At 74.7% G+C, this 14366-nt stretch carries 17 protein-coding genes; 9 read left to right on the top strand and 8 right to left on the bottom strand.

All coding sequences use genetic code 11. The features are described 5' to 3' along the window. Positions 1–18: 18 nt before the first annotated feature. Positions 19–1284, bottom strand: coding sequence for a threonine/serine exporter ThrE family protein (locus tag Q6349_RS03980; RefSeq protein WP_171246706.1), 1266 nt, complete (start codon positions 1282–1284; stop codon positions 19–21). Positions 1285–1363: 79 nt separating this feature from the next. Between Q6349_RS03980 and Q6349_RS03975 the strand changes: the two genes are divergently transcribed. The 3 genes from Q6349_RS03975 (at position 1364) to Q6349_RS03965 (ending at position 5117) form a co-directional block, all read left to right on the top strand. Then, positions 1364–2200 carry an alpha/beta fold hydrolase gene (locus Q6349_RS03975; RefSeq protein WP_304602957.1) on the top strand — a complete coding sequence of 279 codons (837 nt, stop codon included), beginning with the start codon at positions 1364–1366 and terminating at the stop codon, positions 2198–2200. Positions 2201–2238: 38 nt separating this feature from the next. After that, positions 2239–3834: an HD domain-containing phosphohydrolase gene (locus tag Q6349_RS03970; protein WP_304602956.1), complete on the top strand. Its 1596-nt coding sequence runs from the start codon at positions 2239–2241 to the stop codon at positions 3832–3834. Positions 3835–4019: 185 nt separating this feature from the next. Beyond that, a complete protein-coding gene (locus Q6349_RS03965) occupies positions 4020–5117 on the top strand; it encodes an NAD(P)/FAD-dependent oxidoreductase (protein WP_304602955.1) in 1098 nt (365 codons plus the stop codon). A 25-nt stretch (positions 5118–5142) separates the two neighbouring features. Here Q6349_RS03965 and Q6349_RS03960 read toward each other — a convergent pair whose 3' ends face one another. From Q6349_RS03960 to Q6349_RS03950, 3 genes are all read right to left on the bottom strand, one after another. Then, positions 5143–5745 carry a dihydrofolate reductase family protein gene (locus Q6349_RS03960; RefSeq protein WP_304602954.1) on the bottom strand — a complete coding sequence of 201 codons (603 nt, stop codon included), beginning with the start codon at positions 5743–5745 and terminating at the stop codon, positions 5143–5145. Positions 5746–5826: 81 nt separating this feature from the next. After that, positions 5827–6216, bottom strand: coding sequence for a DUF302 domain-containing protein (locus Q6349_RS03955; protein WP_304602953.1), 390 nt, complete (start codon positions 6214–6216; stop codon positions 5827–5829). A gap of 40 nt (positions 6217–6256) precedes the next feature. Beyond that, positions 6257–6655 (bottom strand): hypothetical protein, encoded by a 399-nt coding sequence (locus tag Q6349_RS03950; RefSeq protein ID WP_304602952.1) that lies wholly within the window; start codon positions 6653–6655, stop codon positions 6257–6259. 234 nt (positions 6656–6889) lie between these two features. Between Q6349_RS03950 and Q6349_RS03945 the strand changes: the two genes are divergently transcribed. Then, positions 6890–7378, top strand: a complete 489-nt coding sequence (locus tag Q6349_RS03945; protein WP_304602951.1) for a DUF6328 family protein — start codon at positions 6890–6892, stop codon at positions 7376–7378. Positions 7379–7492: 114 nt separating this feature from the next. Next, positions 7493–8140 (top strand): hypothetical protein, encoded by a 648-nt coding sequence (locus tag Q6349_RS03940; protein WP_304602950.1) that lies wholly within the window; start codon positions 7493–7495, stop codon positions 8138–8140. 186 nt (positions 8141–8326) lie between these two features. On the opposite strand, the gene Q6349_RS03935 is transcribed toward Q6349_RS03940, so the two are convergent. After that, positions 8327–9256, bottom strand: a complete 930-nt coding sequence (locus tag Q6349_RS03935; RefSeq protein WP_171246715.1) for an SDR family oxidoreductase — start codon at positions 9254–9256, stop codon at positions 8327–8329. A 120-nt stretch (positions 9257–9376) separates the two neighbouring features. Between Q6349_RS03935 and Q6349_RS03930 the strand changes: the two genes are divergently transcribed. The 3 genes from Q6349_RS03930 (at position 9377) to Q6349_RS03920 (ending at position 10754) form a co-directional block, all read left to right on the top strand. Next, a complete protein-coding gene (locus Q6349_RS03930; protein ID WP_171246794.1) occupies positions 9377–9871 on the top strand; it encodes a low molecular weight protein-tyrosine-phosphatase in 495 nt (164 codons plus the stop codon). 117 nt (positions 9872–9988) lie between these two features. Continuing rightward, positions 9989–10456: a hypothetical protein gene (locus tag Q6349_RS03925; protein ID WP_304602949.1), complete on the top strand. Its 468-nt coding sequence runs from the start codon at positions 9989–9991 to the stop codon at positions 10454–10456. Beyond that, a complete protein-coding gene (locus Q6349_RS03920) occupies positions 10449–10754 on the top strand; it encodes a transcriptional regulator (RefSeq protein ID WP_304602948.1) in 306 nt (101 codons plus the stop codon). The genes Q6349_RS03925 and Q6349_RS03920 overlap by 8 nt, the downstream gene beginning before the upstream one ends. A gap of 53 nt (positions 10755–10807) precedes the next feature. Here Q6349_RS03920 and Q6349_RS03915 read toward each other — a convergent pair whose 3' ends face one another. Continuing rightward, a complete protein-coding gene (locus Q6349_RS03915; protein WP_304602947.1) occupies positions 10808–11953 on the bottom strand; it encodes an alpha/beta hydrolase in 1146 nt (381 codons plus the stop codon). Between the two features lie 63 nt (positions 11954–12016). After that, on the bottom strand, positions 12017–12595 hold the full coding sequence (locus tag Q6349_RS03910) for a DUF1992 domain-containing protein (protein WP_304602946.1): 579 nt from the start codon (positions 12593–12595) through the stop codon (positions 12017–12019). A gap of 60 nt (positions 12596–12655) precedes the next feature. On the opposite strand from Q6349_RS03910, the gene Q6349_RS03905 reads away from it, so the two are divergent. Continuing rightward, positions 12656–13834: a pyridoxal phosphate-dependent aminotransferase gene (locus Q6349_RS03905; protein WP_304602945.1), complete on the top strand. Its 1179-nt coding sequence runs from the start codon at positions 12656–12658 to the stop codon at positions 13832–13834. Positions 13835–13898: 64 nt separating this feature from the next. On the opposite strand, the gene Q6349_RS03900 is transcribed toward Q6349_RS03905, so the two are convergent. Further along, positions 13899–14246 (bottom strand): hypothetical protein, encoded by a 348-nt coding sequence (locus Q6349_RS03900; protein WP_216077440.1) that lies wholly within the window; start codon positions 14244–14246, stop codon positions 13899–13901. Between the last annotated feature and the right edge of the window lie 120 nt (positions 14247–14366).

Below are 14366 nucleotides of genomic sequence, written 5' to 3'. Positions count from 1 at the left end.
TGCCTCGACCGGCCCCCGTCACCGCTCGAACCCCCACTCGGGGTCGGTGAGCATCCGCGCGATCGCCAGACCGATCGCCAGCGCCGCCACCACCAGCGTCGCCTCCACCGCGTAGGTGAGGGCCTCGGACGTCGCGCCGTTCGACACGTGGTAGATCGCCCGGTAGGCGGACGCGCCCGGGACCATGATGACGACGGCGGGCACCGAGACGGTCACCCGCGGCACGTTCATGCGCGGGGCGACGACGGCGGCCAGCAGCCCGACGAGCAGGGCCGCGGCGGCGGCCGCCGCCTGGACGGGGACGTCGGCGTCGACGAGCCACAGCCGCCCGGTGTTGGCGACCATCCCGATGGAGGCGGCCGCCAGCGCCATGGACCAGGGACTGTTGAACATCAGCGCGAACCCGAGGACGCCGAGGAAGCTCGCCAGCGCCCGCAGCGACACCAGCAGCGCCGGGTCCAGCCCCATGGGTTCGGCCGGGACCGGGTCCAGGCCGACCACCATCGAGACGCCCCACACCGACAGCGCCGCCGAGGTGAGGATCATCAGGGCGTAGGTCAGCCGGGCCAGGCCCGCGGAGAAGTCCAGCTTCGCGAGGTCCAGCGCGCCGGTGACCAGCGGGAACCCGGGCACGAGGAACAGCACGGCGGAGACGTACCCGGCCTCGTGGTTGGTGGCCGCTCCCCCGAGCGCGCCGAACGCGGCGAGGAACCCCACGTAGGTGGTGGTGGCCAGCGCCGCGGCGAGCATCGTCACGCCGAACTGGTTCCATCCCCGGTGGATGAGGGCGCGGCGCAGCGCCTGCCCGAGACCTGCGCCGAGGAACACCCCGGCGATCTCGACGACGCCGCCGTGGTTGAGGAAGGCGAACGCCGCGCACGCCATCGCCGCCCACAGGGCGTTGAGGGCGGCGGGGTACAGCGGGGGCTTGTCCTGGATCCGGTCGAGCCGCGCGGTGGCGTCCTCGACGCTGACGGGCTGGTCCCGCTCGACGTCCTGCGCGAACCGTTCCAGGGCGCACAGCCGGTCGGCGTTGATGCCGACGCTGCGGACCTCGGTCACCTCCGTGCGGAAGCTCGGGCCGCGGTGCGAGGTCGTGGTGATCTCGGTGAGCGTGACGTGGGCCTGGTGCCGTTCGATCCCCAGCGCGCGGGCGGCACGGGCCATGGAGGCCTTGACCCGGTACGACCCCGTCCCGGCGGACAGGGACAACCGGCCGACGCGCAACGCCACGCCGGACCGTCGGATGAGCTCGATCTCGGCGTCGTCAGGTGCGGTGGGCACGGGTCCATCCTCGGGGGCGGGCGGGGGCCCGCGCCACAGGACCAGGTGCGACGATGGGGGCGGCGACGAGGAGCGTGGCATGACCGAGACGGTGCGGCACGAGATCGACCTGCCCGACGGGCGCGTGCTCGTGGGGCACGACAGCGGCGGACCGGGCGGTGCTCCCGTCCTGGTGTGGCACCACGGGTCGCCGCAGTCCGGCGAGCTGCTCGCGCCGGTCGTCCGGGCGGCCGCGGTCGGCGGGATGCGGGTGGTCTCCGTGGCCCGTGCGGGGTACGGCGGGTCGACCCGGCGTCCCGGACGCAGCGTGGCCGACGCCGCCGGCGACGTCGGCCACCTGCTGGACGAGCTCGGGGTCACCGCCTGTCACGTGGTCGGTGCCTCGGGCGGCGGTCCGCACGCGCTGGCGCTCGCGGCCCTGCGCCCGGACCTGGTCCGCGGGGCGGTGACGCTCGCCGGCATCGCGCCGTACGACGGGACCGAGGCCTGGTTCGCGGCGATGGCCGACGACGGCGGGCTGCGGTCCGCGCTCGACGGCACCACGGCGCGCGAGACCTACGAGGAGACGGCCGAGTTCGACCCGGCGAGCTTCACCGACGCCGACGTCGCCATGCTGTCCGGGCCCTGGGGCGCGCTCGGGGCCGACGCCGGCCGGGCCGGCGAGCAGTGGCCGGAGGGTCTGGTGGACGACGACGTCGCGTTCGTCCGGCCCTGGGGCGTCGACCCGGCCGAGGTCACCGTCCCGACGCTGGTGGTCCAGGGTGGCGCCGACCGGGTGGTCCCGCGCAGGCACGGGACGTCGCTGCGCGACGCGCTGCCGCAGGCCGACCTGTGGCTCCGGCCGCACGACGGGCACATCGGCGTGCTGGCCGCTCTGCCCGCGGCCGTCGGCTGGCTCCGCGCCCACGACGGGTGACCGGCGGCGAGCCGCCCGCCGAGGACTATCGTCGAAGCATGGCTGAGACGGCGTCGGCCACCGCACGGCCGGTGCGCGCCGCCGAGGTCGCCGCGGCCCTCTGCCTGGCCACCGACCTCGGCATGGGTTTCCCCTGGGCGCACGGTCTCGAGGCGACCGCCGCGACGATGCGGCTGTGCGACGTCGCGGGAGCCGACGAGGCGGTGCGCCGGCAGGCGTACTTCCTCAGCCTCCTGGCGTACGCCGGCTGCGCCGCCGACGCGACGGTCAAGGCGGAGTTCTTCGGGGGGCCCATCACCGAGTCGATCGTCGACGTCATCTGGGGCACCCGGCGCGAGCAGATGGGTGTGGTGCTGCGGTCGCTGCCCGACCCCGGTGCGCCGGTGCCCGCCGCCGTCGGGCAGACGGTCGCCCGGCTGCCGCGTGCCGTCGCCCACGAGCCGCGCGAGCAGCTCGCCCTGTGCGAGGTCGCCCAGCACCTGTCCCGCCACCTGGGTCTCGACGGCGTCGCCGACGACCTGCACCACCTGACCGACCGGTGGGACGGGTCCGGGGTGCTGGGGCGGGGTCGGGGCGAGGAGATCCCGACCGCGCTGCGGATCGTCCTGGTCGCCCGGGACGCCGCGCACCAGGCGTCCGTCGGCGGCAGCGGGTACGCGGCCGACGTCATCGCCGACCGGGCGGGACGTGCGCACGACCCGTGGGTGGCGGGGATGCTCGTGCGGCACCACCACGAGATCCTCGGCGAGCCGCACGAGCAGGGGGCGACCTGGGACGAGGTGCTCGCCGCCGAACCGGGCACCCCGCGGGAGATCCCCGCCGAGCAGGTCGACGACGCCGTGGCGACGCTCGGCGAGCTGGCGGACGTGGTCGGGCCGGCGTGGGCCGGCCGGTCCCGGGCGGTGGCGGCGCTCGCGGGCGACGCGGCGGAGCTGGCCGGACTGGACCCCGCGGAGGTCCGGCACGTCCGTCGGGCCGCGCTGCTGCAGGACGTCGGGCGGATCAGCGTCCCGGCGCGGATCTGGCACGCCCACCGGACGCTGTCCGCCGAGGACCGGGAGCACGTCCGCCTGCACCCGTACTTCACCGAGCGGGTGTGCGCCGCCTCCCCGTTCCTGCGCGACCTGGCCCGGGACGCCGTCTGCCACCACGAGCGGCTGGACGGCTCGGGATACCACCGGGGGCTGCCGGCCGCGGCGCTCGGGGTCCCGGCGCGGCTCCTCGCCGCCGCCGACGCGATGCGGTCTGCCTGCGAGACACCGCCGCACGGCCGAGGGCTGAGCCGCGCCGCGGCGGTGTACGCGCTGGGCCGTGACGTGCGCGAGGGGCGCCTCGACGCCGAGGCGGTCGCCGCCGTCGTCGAGGCCGCCGGGCTCGAGCCCCCGCCGCTGCACCGGCCGGCCGGGCTGACGGAGCAGGAGAGCCGGGTGGTGGGGCTCGTCGCCCGCGGGCTGGCGACCAAGCAGGTCGCGCGAACCCTCGGCATCAGCCCGAAGACGGCGGACCAGCACCTGCAGCACGCGTACCGCAAGATCGGGGTGTCGAGCCGGGCGGCCGTCGCGCTCTTCGCGGCCGAGCACGGCCTGCTCGCCTGGGGAGAACTCCTGATACCGCGGCGGCGCACGGCTCCGTAGCGTCGACGGCATGGACACCGTGCCGACCCGGTCCGCGGCCCCGGTCTCCCCCGGGGATCTCGCGGAGCGGCTGCGTACCCGGCGCGGTGCGCGCTCGGGGCTTCCGGCAGCGCCGCCGTGGTGGTCGTCTCCGGCTCCGTCCAGGCGCTGAGCTTCCTGCGTTCCGTCCGACCCGAGGAGGAGTCATGAGCACGCAGCAGCACGAGGTACCCGTCGTGGTGGTCGGCGGGGGCCAGGCCGGGTTGGCCACCTCGTACCACCTCTCGCGACAGGGTGTCGAGCACGTGGTGCTCGACGCCGCCGCCCGGGCGGGGGACTCCTGGCGTCGGCGCTGGGACTCCCTGCGCCTCTTCACCCCGGCGCGGGTCGACCACCTGGACGGCCTGGACCTCGGGCGCCGCGGCCCGGTGCCGACCAAGGACGAGTTCGCGGACTACCTGGAGCGCTACGAGCACGAGTTCGACCTGCCCGTCCGCCACGGTGTCCGGGTGCGACGGCTCGCGTCCGACGGTGCGGGGTTCCGGCTGGAGGCCTCGGACGGCGAGCACCGGGCGGAGGCCGTCGTCGTGGCGATGGGTGGGCTCCAGGTCCCCCGGGTGCCGGCGGTCGCGGGCGACCTGCGGCCCGGCATCCGGACCCTGCACTCCGCGGACTACCGCAACCCCTCCCAGCTCGCCGACGGGTCGGTCCTCGTGGTCGGCGTGGGCAACAGCGGGGCGGAGATCGCGGTCGAGGCCGCCCGGGACCACGAGACCTGGTTGGCCGGCACCGAGACCGGGCACCTGCCGTTCCGCGTGGACGGCTGGTTCGGGCGCAACCTCGGCACCCGCGTCGTGGGGCTCGTGTTCCGCCACGTGCTGACGATCGACACCCCCGTCGGGCGCCGCGCGCAACCTGTGCTGCAGTCCCGGGCGGACCTGCTGGTGCGGGAGCGACCCCGGGACCTGCGGCGGGCCGGGGTGCACCGGGTCCCGCGCATCGAGGCGGCCCGTGACGGCCTGCCCGTGGCGGCGGACGGCACGGTGCTCGACGTCGGCACGGTCGTCTGGTGCACCGGGTACCGGACCGGGCTGGAGGAGTGGATCGACCTGCCGGTCCTGGACGAGCGAGGACGCGTGCGTCAGGTCCGCGGGGTCACCGAGGTGCCGGGGCTGTACTCCGTCGGCCAGGACTTCCAGTACGCCAAGGCGTCCGAGCAGATCCCCGGCGTGAGCCGGGACGCGCGGTACGTCGCGGAGCACCTCGCCCGGCAGCGCCGCGGCGCACCGGTCGCCGCGGGGTGAGCGGCCGGGCGCGGTGCGGCGGGCGCTACGGCCGCCGCACCGCGTACTCGGTGGTGACGATCCCGCTCGGGGACGTGGTCGACCACCGGACCTCGAGGTCCAGGGGTGTCCCGCCGAACAGGCGGGTGCCCTGACCCAGCACGACGGGCAGGGTCGTCAGCACGTACCGGTCGACCAGCCCTGCGGCGGCGAGATCGCGCACGAGCGCGCCGGAGCCGAGGACGACCAGGTCGCCGTCACCCTGCTCCCTGAGCCGGGCGACGGTCTGGGTGGCCTCGCCGACCAGCGGGAACGACGCCGGGCGGGCGAGCTGGACGTCCGGGTCGCGCGTCGCGACGTACTTGGGGGACTCGCGCAGCACCTCGCTGAACGGGTTCGGCTCGGTGGTGGTCAACCAGTACCCGACGACGTCGTCGTAGGTGCGGTGCCCGAACAGCATCCCGCCCGGCGCGGCGCCGTGGGCGGCGCGTCCCGTGAAGGCCGCCGTCGCGGCCTCGGGGTCGGCCTGCAGGTACGGGGTGGCCCAGCCACCCCGGGTGAAACCCCCTCGCGGGTCCTCGTCCGGGCCGGCCGGCGCCTGCATGACGCCGTCCAGCGAGACGTTCTCCACGGCGACGATCGTGTGCACGGGTGTCCTCGCTCCTCGAGTCGGTGTCACCCGGGTGGACCGCCGGCACCGCCCGGACTCATCGCCCGGGCGGCGGACGGATCAGGACAGCGACCCGAGCGCGGTGCGCAGCCGCTGGGCGGCGTCGTCGGCGACGGCCTCCAGCTCGGCGCTGTCGGCGACGGACATCATCGCGTGGGGGTCCATCGCCTCGACCGTCGTGGTCCCGTCCCCGGCGTCACGCACGACCACGTTGCACGGCAGCAGCGCTCCGACGGAGCGGTCTGCCTGCAGCGCGCGGTGCGCGAGCGGCGGGTTGCAGGCGCCGAGCACCAGGTAGGGCTCGATCTCGGCCCCGATCTTGGTCCGCAGCGTCGTGGCCATGTCGATCTCGGTCAGCACGCCGAAGCCCTGGTCGGACAGCGCCGCGCGGACCGCCGAGACGGCCTCGTCGAAGGGCGCGGTGACGGTGGCGGTGAGGGTGTAGCTCATACGAACTCCTTCCCGGGGCGTTCCCCCGGATCGCGGGTGCTCAGACGGGGCAGGCCGTCGCCGCGGCGGCCCGGCGCTGGTAGCGCCCGAAGGCGGTCGCGAGCACGGCGACGACTGCCATGGTGGCAGTCGGGGAGCCGGCCAGCAGGACGGGCGGGACCAGCACGGTCGCCGCCGCCGCGACGTCGCAGGGTCCGCAGCCCAGCACCGCACGCCACCGGGTCCCCGTCGGCGGGACGTACGTGGCGAGCGTGGAGCCGCCGATCGCGGCGCTGACGACCAGCAGTCCGGTGGCCGCGGCGCCCGGGACGCCGGCGGCGGTGACGTACCAGACGGCCAGGGCGGCGGCGGCCAGCACGCCGACGACGACCCGGCGTGCGCTGACCGGTCGACGCGCCGGTGCCGCCGGGCGCGCCCGGGTGTCCGGCGCCGACGTCATCGGCAGGTGCAGCGCTCGGCGGGCGGGACGTCGGCCATGACCTGGTCGACGTGCATGCCGCAGCCGGACCAGGTGACCTTGCCGCAGCGGGGACAACGAGCGGGACTGCACATGGCGTGCTCCTTCCGGCGGGAGTTCCGGGGCGAAGGGGCGCCTCCGGACACGATCCACTGTAATACCCCTAGGGGTATGCCGTCGAGTGTGCGGGAGCGGCGGAGGAGCCACGATGGGGAGATGAGCGACCAGACGGGCCGGATCCGCCTGCGCGGCGGACGGCCGGAGACCGCGGAGCAGCGGTCGGACCGGAACTGGAACGAGCTGCTGCAGGAGCTGCGCGTGCTGCAGACGGGCGTGCAGATCCTCACGGGGTTCCTGCTCATCCTGCCGTTCCAGGCGCGGTTCTCCGACCTCGACCCCTTCCAGCACACGGTGTACCTGGTCGACGTCCTGGTGTGCCTGGTGACGTCCGGCCTGTTCATCGCCCCGGTGGCGATCCACCGGGGGTTGTTCCGCCGACGCCTCAAGCTCGCCGTGGTCAGCCTCGGGGACCGGATGACGCGGTTCGGGCTGGTGCTGCTCGCCGTCGCGCTGTCGGCCACGGCCCTGCTCGTCTTCGACGTGGTGGTGAGCCGCGCCGTCGGCCTGGTGGTGGGTGGAGCGGTCGCGGCCCTGCTGCTCGGGCTCTGGGGGGTGCTGCCGGTCGTCGTGCGTCGACGGGACTGAGGCCCCTCCGCCGTGCGGGAAGAACGGGCTCGAGGGGTGACACGTGTCAACCGTTGCCGAATCGTTGTCCTGAGGGGTGCCGGGGAGCGGCTCCGCTCCGCTACCTTGCGGCGCATGACACGCGATGAGGCGATGTGGACGAGGGTGCGTCGAGGGACCGTGGGTGTGGCGCTCGTGAGCGCCGGTGCGCTGGTGCTGGCCGGCTGCGGAGGGGCTGACGAACCGGGCGGCGAGCCCTCGTCGTCGGCCGCCGCGTCCGAGGAGGCGGCCGCACCGGCCGTCGAGAGCAGCTGCACGGACGGCGTCGTCGTGGAGTGGCAGGGGGAGCCGGACACCCAGGAGATGTACACCTCGGCGCAGGTGATCAAGGTCGGCGACGACGGGCTGACGGTGCGTGACGACTGGCAGCGAGGCGAGGAGGCCGGGGCCCGGCACCTGTCCGACGCCGACGGCGCGCAGCGGGCCGTCGTGTCAGACGCCGTGGCGGGCGGGCTGCTGGAGGCCGACCAGGTCCCGCGGCCGGCCGACCCCGCCGAGGCGCTGGCCGGTGCCGAGAAGGGCAAGTACGTCCTGTACGACTACGCCAAGCACCGTACGCAGACCGCGCTCGTGTCGTGCGCGGACGGCAGCACGTCGGTCGAGGTCGCCTGGACCGGCTTCGAGATCGTCGAGTCCGGGGTCGCGAACTGCGCGGCGAGCCCGGACCCGGTGGCCGACATCATCGCGGCCGACGCCATCACGGGGTTCTGCGTCAAGGGATAGCAGGACCCGCGGGTCGGAGGTGTCCTCCTGCCACGCTGGACGACGGCGTGGCCCCCGCGGGTCCCGGGTGGTCGCGGTGCTCAGACCGCGACCACCTCGTGCGTCCGTCGGTTCTTCACCGTGCGGATCACCTCCTTTCGCGTACGCCGAGCACGCTACGCCCGGCGGCCGGAGGTGCCCAGCGATTTATGCGACCGGACCCACGGGGCCGCTGCGGCGGAGCGACTCCCACTCGTCCGGGTAGTCGTCGAGCCACTGCGCGAACGACCGTGCGGGACGGCCCACCAGGCGTTCCACGTCGTGCGAGACGGTGGCCATCTCGCCGGCCGCGATGGCCTCGTAGGACGAGACCCACCCCGCGAGCTCGACGGCGGAGGCGTTGAACCGCGCCCGGGAGGAGTACGCCTCGGGCACGGACTCCGCGTGGTACCGGATCTCGCGGCCGGTCGCGACGGTCAGCGCGGCCGCCACCTCGAGCAGGCTCATCGCCTCCGGGCCGGTCACGTCGTAGACGACGCCGTCGTGGCGGCGGGGATCCTCGTCCAGCAGCACGGCGGTGGCGACGTCGGCGACGTCGTCGTGGGCCACCGACGCGACCCGTCCGTTCGCGGCCGGGCCGCGGATGACGTCGTCCGGCCCGACGAACGACGCCAGCGCCTGGTGGTACAGGTTGTCCCGCAGGACGGTCCAGCGCAGCCCGGTGGTGCGCAGGTGCTGCTCGGTGTGGAAGTGGTCCCGGGCGAACGTGAAGGTGGCGTCGGGGGCGGCGCCGACGAACGAGACGTAGACGATGCGCTCGACGCCGGCCCGCACGGCGGCGTCGATGGCGGCCACGTGCTCGGCCACGCGGTCCTCCGACTCGCGGGCGCTGACGAGGAACACCGTCTGGACGCCGTCGAACGCGGCCCGCATGCCCTCGTCGTCGTGGTACCCGTCGGCGACCGCGGTCTCGCACTCCGGCAGGGGGCGGCCGTCGTCGAGGCGTGGGACGCGGGAGGGGTCCCGCACCACGAGGCGCTGGTGCGCACCCTCCGCGGCGAGCCGGAACGCGAGCCGGGACCCGACGCGCCCGGACGCCCCGGTGACGGCGATGAGACCCTCGGCGGACCACCTCATGCGGTCACGGTACGGGGTCGTGGGTCCTCACGCCGCGCGACCACGCCGACCGCGGACGCCCGGCACGGGTCCGCGAGGCCGTGGCAGCATGGGGTCGTGAGCGAGACGATCTACCGCGTGATGACCGTGTGCACCGGCAACATCTGCCGCTCCCCCATGGCCGAGGTGGTGCTGCGCGACCGGCTGCACGGGGCGGGTCTCGCCGACCGCGTGACGGTCGACTCGACCGGTGTCAGCGACGAGGAGCACGGGAACCCCGTCGACCCGCGGGCCCGGCGCGCCCTGGCCGCCCGGGGCTACGCGGTCGGTGACGGCCACCGGGCGCGGCAGGTCTCGGCCGACGAGCTCGGCGAGCGCGACCTCGTGCTGGCGATGACGTCGCGGCACGCAGACGTCCTGCGACGGCTCGCGAACGGTACAGATCCACAGATCCGGATGTACAGGTCCTTCGACCCGGACGCTCCGCAGGTCGGGGGCCGGGGCGAGGAGTCACGGCTCGACGTCGACGACCCCTGGTACGGCGACGCGGACGGTTTCGAGGTGTGCCTCGACGAGATCGAGGCCGCCGCCGACGGGATCGTGGCGCACGTGCGGGTCGAGCTCGGCCTCGCCTGACCCCGCGGGCCGCCGCACGGCAACGCGTGCGTGGCGGACGGGCGCGACCTGGGTGGTCGTCGTCGGCCGCCGAGCACTTCACTTGCCATGATGGAAACTCTCCCATAGCGTTCCGGCGTGGACGACAAGCCTGATGATGAGGAACGCACCGAGGGCACCGAGGTGCTGGAGGCGATGTCTGCCGATCGGCAGCGCCTCACGCAGCGGGTGCGGGTGCCGGGGGCTTTGATGGCAGCGTTCGGCGCGCTGGGCGCGTGGTGGGTCGCCTCGGCCGCGACCACCGACACCGGAGCGGACTACCAGCCGCCGGCGACCGCGTGGACAGCACTCCTCGGTGTTCTCGTCGTCGTGCATCTGCTGCAACGTGAGACCGGAATCCGCTTCCGCGCCCTGGGTGCGCGCGCGAGCTGGGCGATCGCCGGGGTCGTGGTGGCGTGCCTCGGACTGTTCAGCGTGTCGCTGGGCCTGGTGTCGCTCGACCTGCGCTGGGCGGTCGCCGTGACGAGCCTCGCGGCGTTCGGGATCACCACCTGGCTGGCCGGTGTCGCCTGCCGCTCCGCCGTGGAGCAGCTGGGCCGTGGCTGAGGCGCGCTTCGACGAGATCATCCACGCACCACTGCGTCTGCGCATCTGCGGGCTCCTGCGCCACGTCGACAGCGTGGACTTCGCACTGCTGCGCGATTCTCTCGAGGTCTCCGACGCCACGCTGTCCAAGCACGTCAAGACCCTCGCCGCTGCCGGCTACGTCTGCTCGCGCAAGGCCGCATCGACCCAGCGCGGCGACGCCCGGCGGATCATGTGGCTGTCCCTGACCCAGGACGGCCGGTCCGCGTTCGACGCCCACATGCGCACGTTGCGGGAGATCGCTGGTCCGGGGCACTGACCCCGCAGTTGCCGGCAGAACCGTGCCTGCGCTGGGCCGCGAGTGCTCCGGGGTCACGCGTCCGAGCCGACGGAGCGCTCCCGCGCCGGCCCGAACAACCGGCGCCACCACGGCGCCTCCGGAGCGGGCTCGGGTGCGGGTGGACGGGTCGGCACGTAGGCGCGGAACCAGCGTTCGGTCTCCTGCCGCACGACGGCGCGCACGTCCGGCGCGGAGAGCGTGACGTCGTGCAGGGCTCCCTCGATCCGGGCGATCGTGACCAGGCGGCCCAGCCGGGCGGCGCGTTCGGCGATCCCCTCGACGTCGAGCACGGTGTCCGCCCGCAGCATCTCCGGCGACCACCGCACCGGGCGGACCGTCCGTGTCGAGAGCATGACGAGCACCGGGACGTCGAGGTCGAGACCCAGGGCGACCTCCTCGTGGCCGTCGAAGATCGCCGACAGCCAGGCGGGTGTGGCACGCCATCCGTCGTCGGGCCGCCACGCCGGGTCGACGTCCCAGGCGCCCTCGTACCGCCGGGAGATGGACCGGACGTAGAACCCCTGGTCGACGTTCACCAGATGGCTGCGCGGCGCGAGCGCCGCGTGCGCGCGGACACCGGGCTCCAGGACGCGGCGGCCCACCTTGCGCGTCTGGAACTCCAGCCAGGGGCTGTTCAGGACCAGCGCCGCGGCGCGCCCGGGGTGGTGGGCGGCCCACAGGCTCAGGATCAGCCCGCCGGTCGAGTGCCCCATGAGCACCAGACGCCGGTCCGCCCGGTCGTCCCGGCCGTGCCCGATCGTCGCCAGTGCCGCCTCGAGGTCCTCGTCGTAGGTCTCCAGCCGGGTGACGAACCCCGGGGTGTGGTGCGGGCGCAGGCTCCGGCCGTACTTGCGCAGGTCCAGGGCGTGGAAACGGACGCCGAGCCGCTCCCAGAAGTCGGCGAGGTGCGTCTGGAAGAAGTAGTCGGTCCAGCCGTGCACGTAGAGCAGGTCCACGCCGACGTCGGGCCGGGCTGCCTCGTCCGGTGCGGGCGGGACGGGCCGGACGAGGGTGGTGTCGACCTCGCCCTCGAAGTCGGGCGCCAGGCGCAGGGTCCGCTGCTCGAACCCGGGCAGCACGTCAGGCTCCCACCCCGGGGTGGTCACGGGCTCGGCGGCACCGGCCGCCGGGTCCGTGCCCGGCGTCCGGGTCGCGCTCTCGGGTCCCCCGTCCTGCATGGCGCTCAACCTAGGCACGGCCGCGGCGGGACGCGAACGGTGCGGTGCCGCCCCGTGGTCGTGTCAGCGCCGTCGGCGCGCTCGCCACCGTGCGACCTCCTGCTCGACGTCGCGCGTCGGCGTGACGACGGGGGGTCCGCCCCGGAGCTGACGACGGGCGTCCACCACCCGGGCGTTGAAGTCCTCGAGCACCTGGCGGACCCGGTTCTCGTCGCCCTCGCGGTCGAGCGTCTCCTCCAGCACGGCGTCCTCCTGGCGCAGCTGGGCGGCGGGCAGGACGCCGGTGATGTGGTCGCGCTGCACGAGGTTCTTCAGCCACCAGTCCGGGTCGTGCGAGCCGCCGATGCCGGGCAGCGGCTTGCCCTGCAGCGGCAGGTCGTCGAACTCGCCCCGGCGGATCGCCTGGTCGATCGCCGTGTCCGCGAACCGGGCTCGTTCGGACATGGGCACGCGGCGCCCGTCGGCGCGGTCCGCCGCGGCCTCCTCCGCCGTGCGGGGCGGGAGCCCGGCCTCGGCGCGCTCGCGCTCGATCTCGCGGTCCACCCGGTACTGCGCGGCACGGCGCACCGGGTCGTCCCCGGACGCGGCCGACGCCCGGGGCGAACCGGGGTCCGGTCCGTCGGTGCGGTCGTCGCTGCCCATGACGCCACGGTACGCACCGTGGCCGGGCCCCGGACCTCGGCGGACGGGCATCATGGGGGCATGAAGGTCTCCCGCCGCAGCCAGGTCCCCCCGTTCGCCGTCATGGAGGTCCTGGCGGCCGCCAACGTCCGGCGCAGCGCCGGGCACGACGTCCTCAACCTCTGCGCCGGCGAACCGTCGGCCGGTGCCTCGGACGTCGTCCGTGACCGTGCCGCCGACCTGCTGCGGCAGGGCGACCTCGGCTACACCGAGTCGCTCGGCGTCCCGGCGCTGCGCGAGGAGATCGCGGGGCACTACCGGCGGTGGTACGGGGTCGACGTCGACCCCGGCCGCGTCGCGGTGACGACGGGATCCAGCGGCGGGTTCGTCCTGACGTTCCTGGCGGCGTTCGACGTCGGTGACCGGGTCGCGCTGGCCCGCCCCGGCTACCCCGCCTACAAGAACATCCTGGCGGCCCTGGGCTGCGAGGTCGTCGAGATCGACTGCGGACCGGAGACGCGCTACCAGCCGACGGTCGCCCAGCTCGAGCAGCTCGTCGCCGACGGGCCGCTGGCGGGTCTGATCGTGGCCTCGCCCGCGAACCCCACCGGGACGATGATCGCGCCCGCCGAGCTGGACGCGGTGGCGCGCTGGTGCGCCGACCACGGGGTGCGCCTGATCAGCGACGAGATCTACCACGGCATCGCCTACGGGGACGACCTCGGGCAGGCGACCGCGGCGGTGCACGGCGACGGTGGCGCCGTCGTCGTGAACTCGTTCTCCAAGTACTGGGCCATGACCGGCTGGCGGCTGGGCTGGCTCGTCCTGCCGGAGGAGCTCGTCGGCCCGGTGGGGGCGCTCGCCGGGAACGTGGCGCTGTCGCCGCCGGCGCTGGCGCAGCACGCGGCGATCGCGGCCTTCTCCCCCGCGGGCTACCAGGCGGCGGCCGACAACGTGGTCCGGTACCGGGCGTCGCGCGCCGCGCTGCTGGACCGGCTGGAGGAGCTCGGCTGGCGACCCGTGGCGCCGGCCGACGGCGCGTTCTACCTGTACGGGAACGTCTCCCGCTTCGGCCTGGACGCGGTGACCTACTGCTCGCGGCTGCTGGCCGAGGCCGACGTGGCGATCACCCCCGGCACCGACTTCGACGGCCGGACCGGTGGTGACTGGGTCCGGCTGTCGTTCGCCGCGGACCCGGTGACGGTCGCGCGGGCCGTGGACCGGATCGTGGCCTGGCAGGGCGGTCTGTCCCGGGCATGAGAACGCCCCCGTCACCCGGGGTCGTCCCGGGAGCGGGGGCGGTCGTCGCGCCGCGCGCCGTGGTCTAGCGCAGCACCGCCGGGGCGGCCGCGACGACCGGTTCGGCGGCGGGCTCGCGCGGGGCGACCTGCACGCGCGTCACGTGCTCGCGGCCGGTGCGACGGGCCTTGGCCATGACCATCAGGGCCTGGGCGCCGATGACCATCCAGGCGACGTTGGCGAAGACCGAGGGCCAGACGCCCTCCACCGCGGCGACGAGGAACAGCGTCGACGTGGCGGTCAGGTTGGCGGTCTGGAACGGGAGCGAGTTCGGTGCCCAGCGCCCCTTCGAGACCATCGCATACGCGACCAGCCCGATCAGAGCTCCGAACCACCCGAGCCCGGTGATGACGAGGGACAGGGTCTGCGACATGCTTAGCCTCCTAACACAAGTGGGGACGGTCGTCGACGACGAACGTTGAGGGGTGGGCGCCACGAAGCCGGCCGAGCCGGGAGCGATGTGCTACCTGCGGGCGCAGGCACCATTCTGGAG

Origin of the sequence: Isoptericola sp. 178, assembly GCF_030586525.1 — a bacterium.
Taxonomy (GTDB): Bacteria; Actinomycetota; Actinomycetes; order Actinomycetales; family Cellulomonadaceae; genus Isoptericola; species Isoptericola sediminis.
This window is presented reverse-complemented; position numbering and strand designations above follow the sequence as displayed.

Excerpts from the sequence above, each read along its gene's own strand:
- Q6349_RS03975 (WP_304602957.1), top strand. The coding sequence starts at position 1,364 with ATGACCGAGACGGTGCGGCACGAGATCGACCTGCCCGACGGGCGCGTG.
- Q6349_RS03900 (WP_216077440.1), bottom strand. The coding sequence starts at position 14,246 with ATGTCGCAGACCCTGTCCCTCGTCATCACCGGGCTCGGGTGGTTCGGA.
- Q6349_RS03970 (WP_304602956.1), top strand. The coding sequence starts at position 2,239 with ATGGCTGAGACGGCGTCGGCCACCGCACGGCCGGTGCGCGCCGCCGAG.
- Q6349_RS03935 (WP_171246715.1), bottom strand. The coding sequence starts at position 9,256 with ATGAGGTGGTCCGCCGAGGGTCTCATCGCCGTCACCGGGGCGTCCGGG.
- Q6349_RS03915 (WP_304602947.1), bottom strand. The coding sequence starts at position 11,953 with ATGCAGGACGGGGGACCCGAGAGCGCGACCCGGACGCCGGGCACGGAC.
- Q6349_RS03950 (WP_304602952.1), bottom strand. The coding sequence starts at position 6,655 with ATGACGTCGGCGCCGGACACCCGGGCGCGCCCGGCGGCACCGGCGCGT.
- Q6349_RS03905 (WP_304602945.1), top strand. The coding sequence starts at position 12,656 with ATGAAGGTCTCCCGCCGCAGCCAGGTCCCCCCGTTCGCCGTCATGGAG.
- Q6349_RS03940 (WP_304602950.1), top strand. The coding sequence starts at position 7,493 with ATGACACGCGATGAGGCGATGTGGACGAGGGTGCGTCGAGGGACCGTG.
- Q6349_RS03910 (WP_304602946.1), bottom strand. The coding sequence starts at position 12,595 with ATGGGCAGCGACGACCGCACCGACGGACCGGACCCCGGTTCGCCCCGG.
- Q6349_RS03955 (WP_304602953.1), bottom strand. The coding sequence starts at position 6,216 with ATGAGCTACACCCTCACCGCCACCGTCACCGCGCCCTTCGACGAGGCC.
- Q6349_RS03965 (WP_304602955.1), top strand. The coding sequence starts at position 4,020 with ATGAGCACGCAGCAGCACGAGGTACCCGTCGTGGTGGTCGGCGGGGGC.
- Q6349_RS03945 (WP_304602951.1), top strand. The coding sequence starts at position 6,890 with ATGAGCGACCAGACGGGCCGGATCCGCCTGCGCGGCGGACGGCCGGAG.
- Q6349_RS03930 (WP_171246794.1), top strand. The coding sequence starts at position 9,377 with ATGACCGTGTGCACCGGCAACATCTGCCGCTCCCCCATGGCCGAGGTG.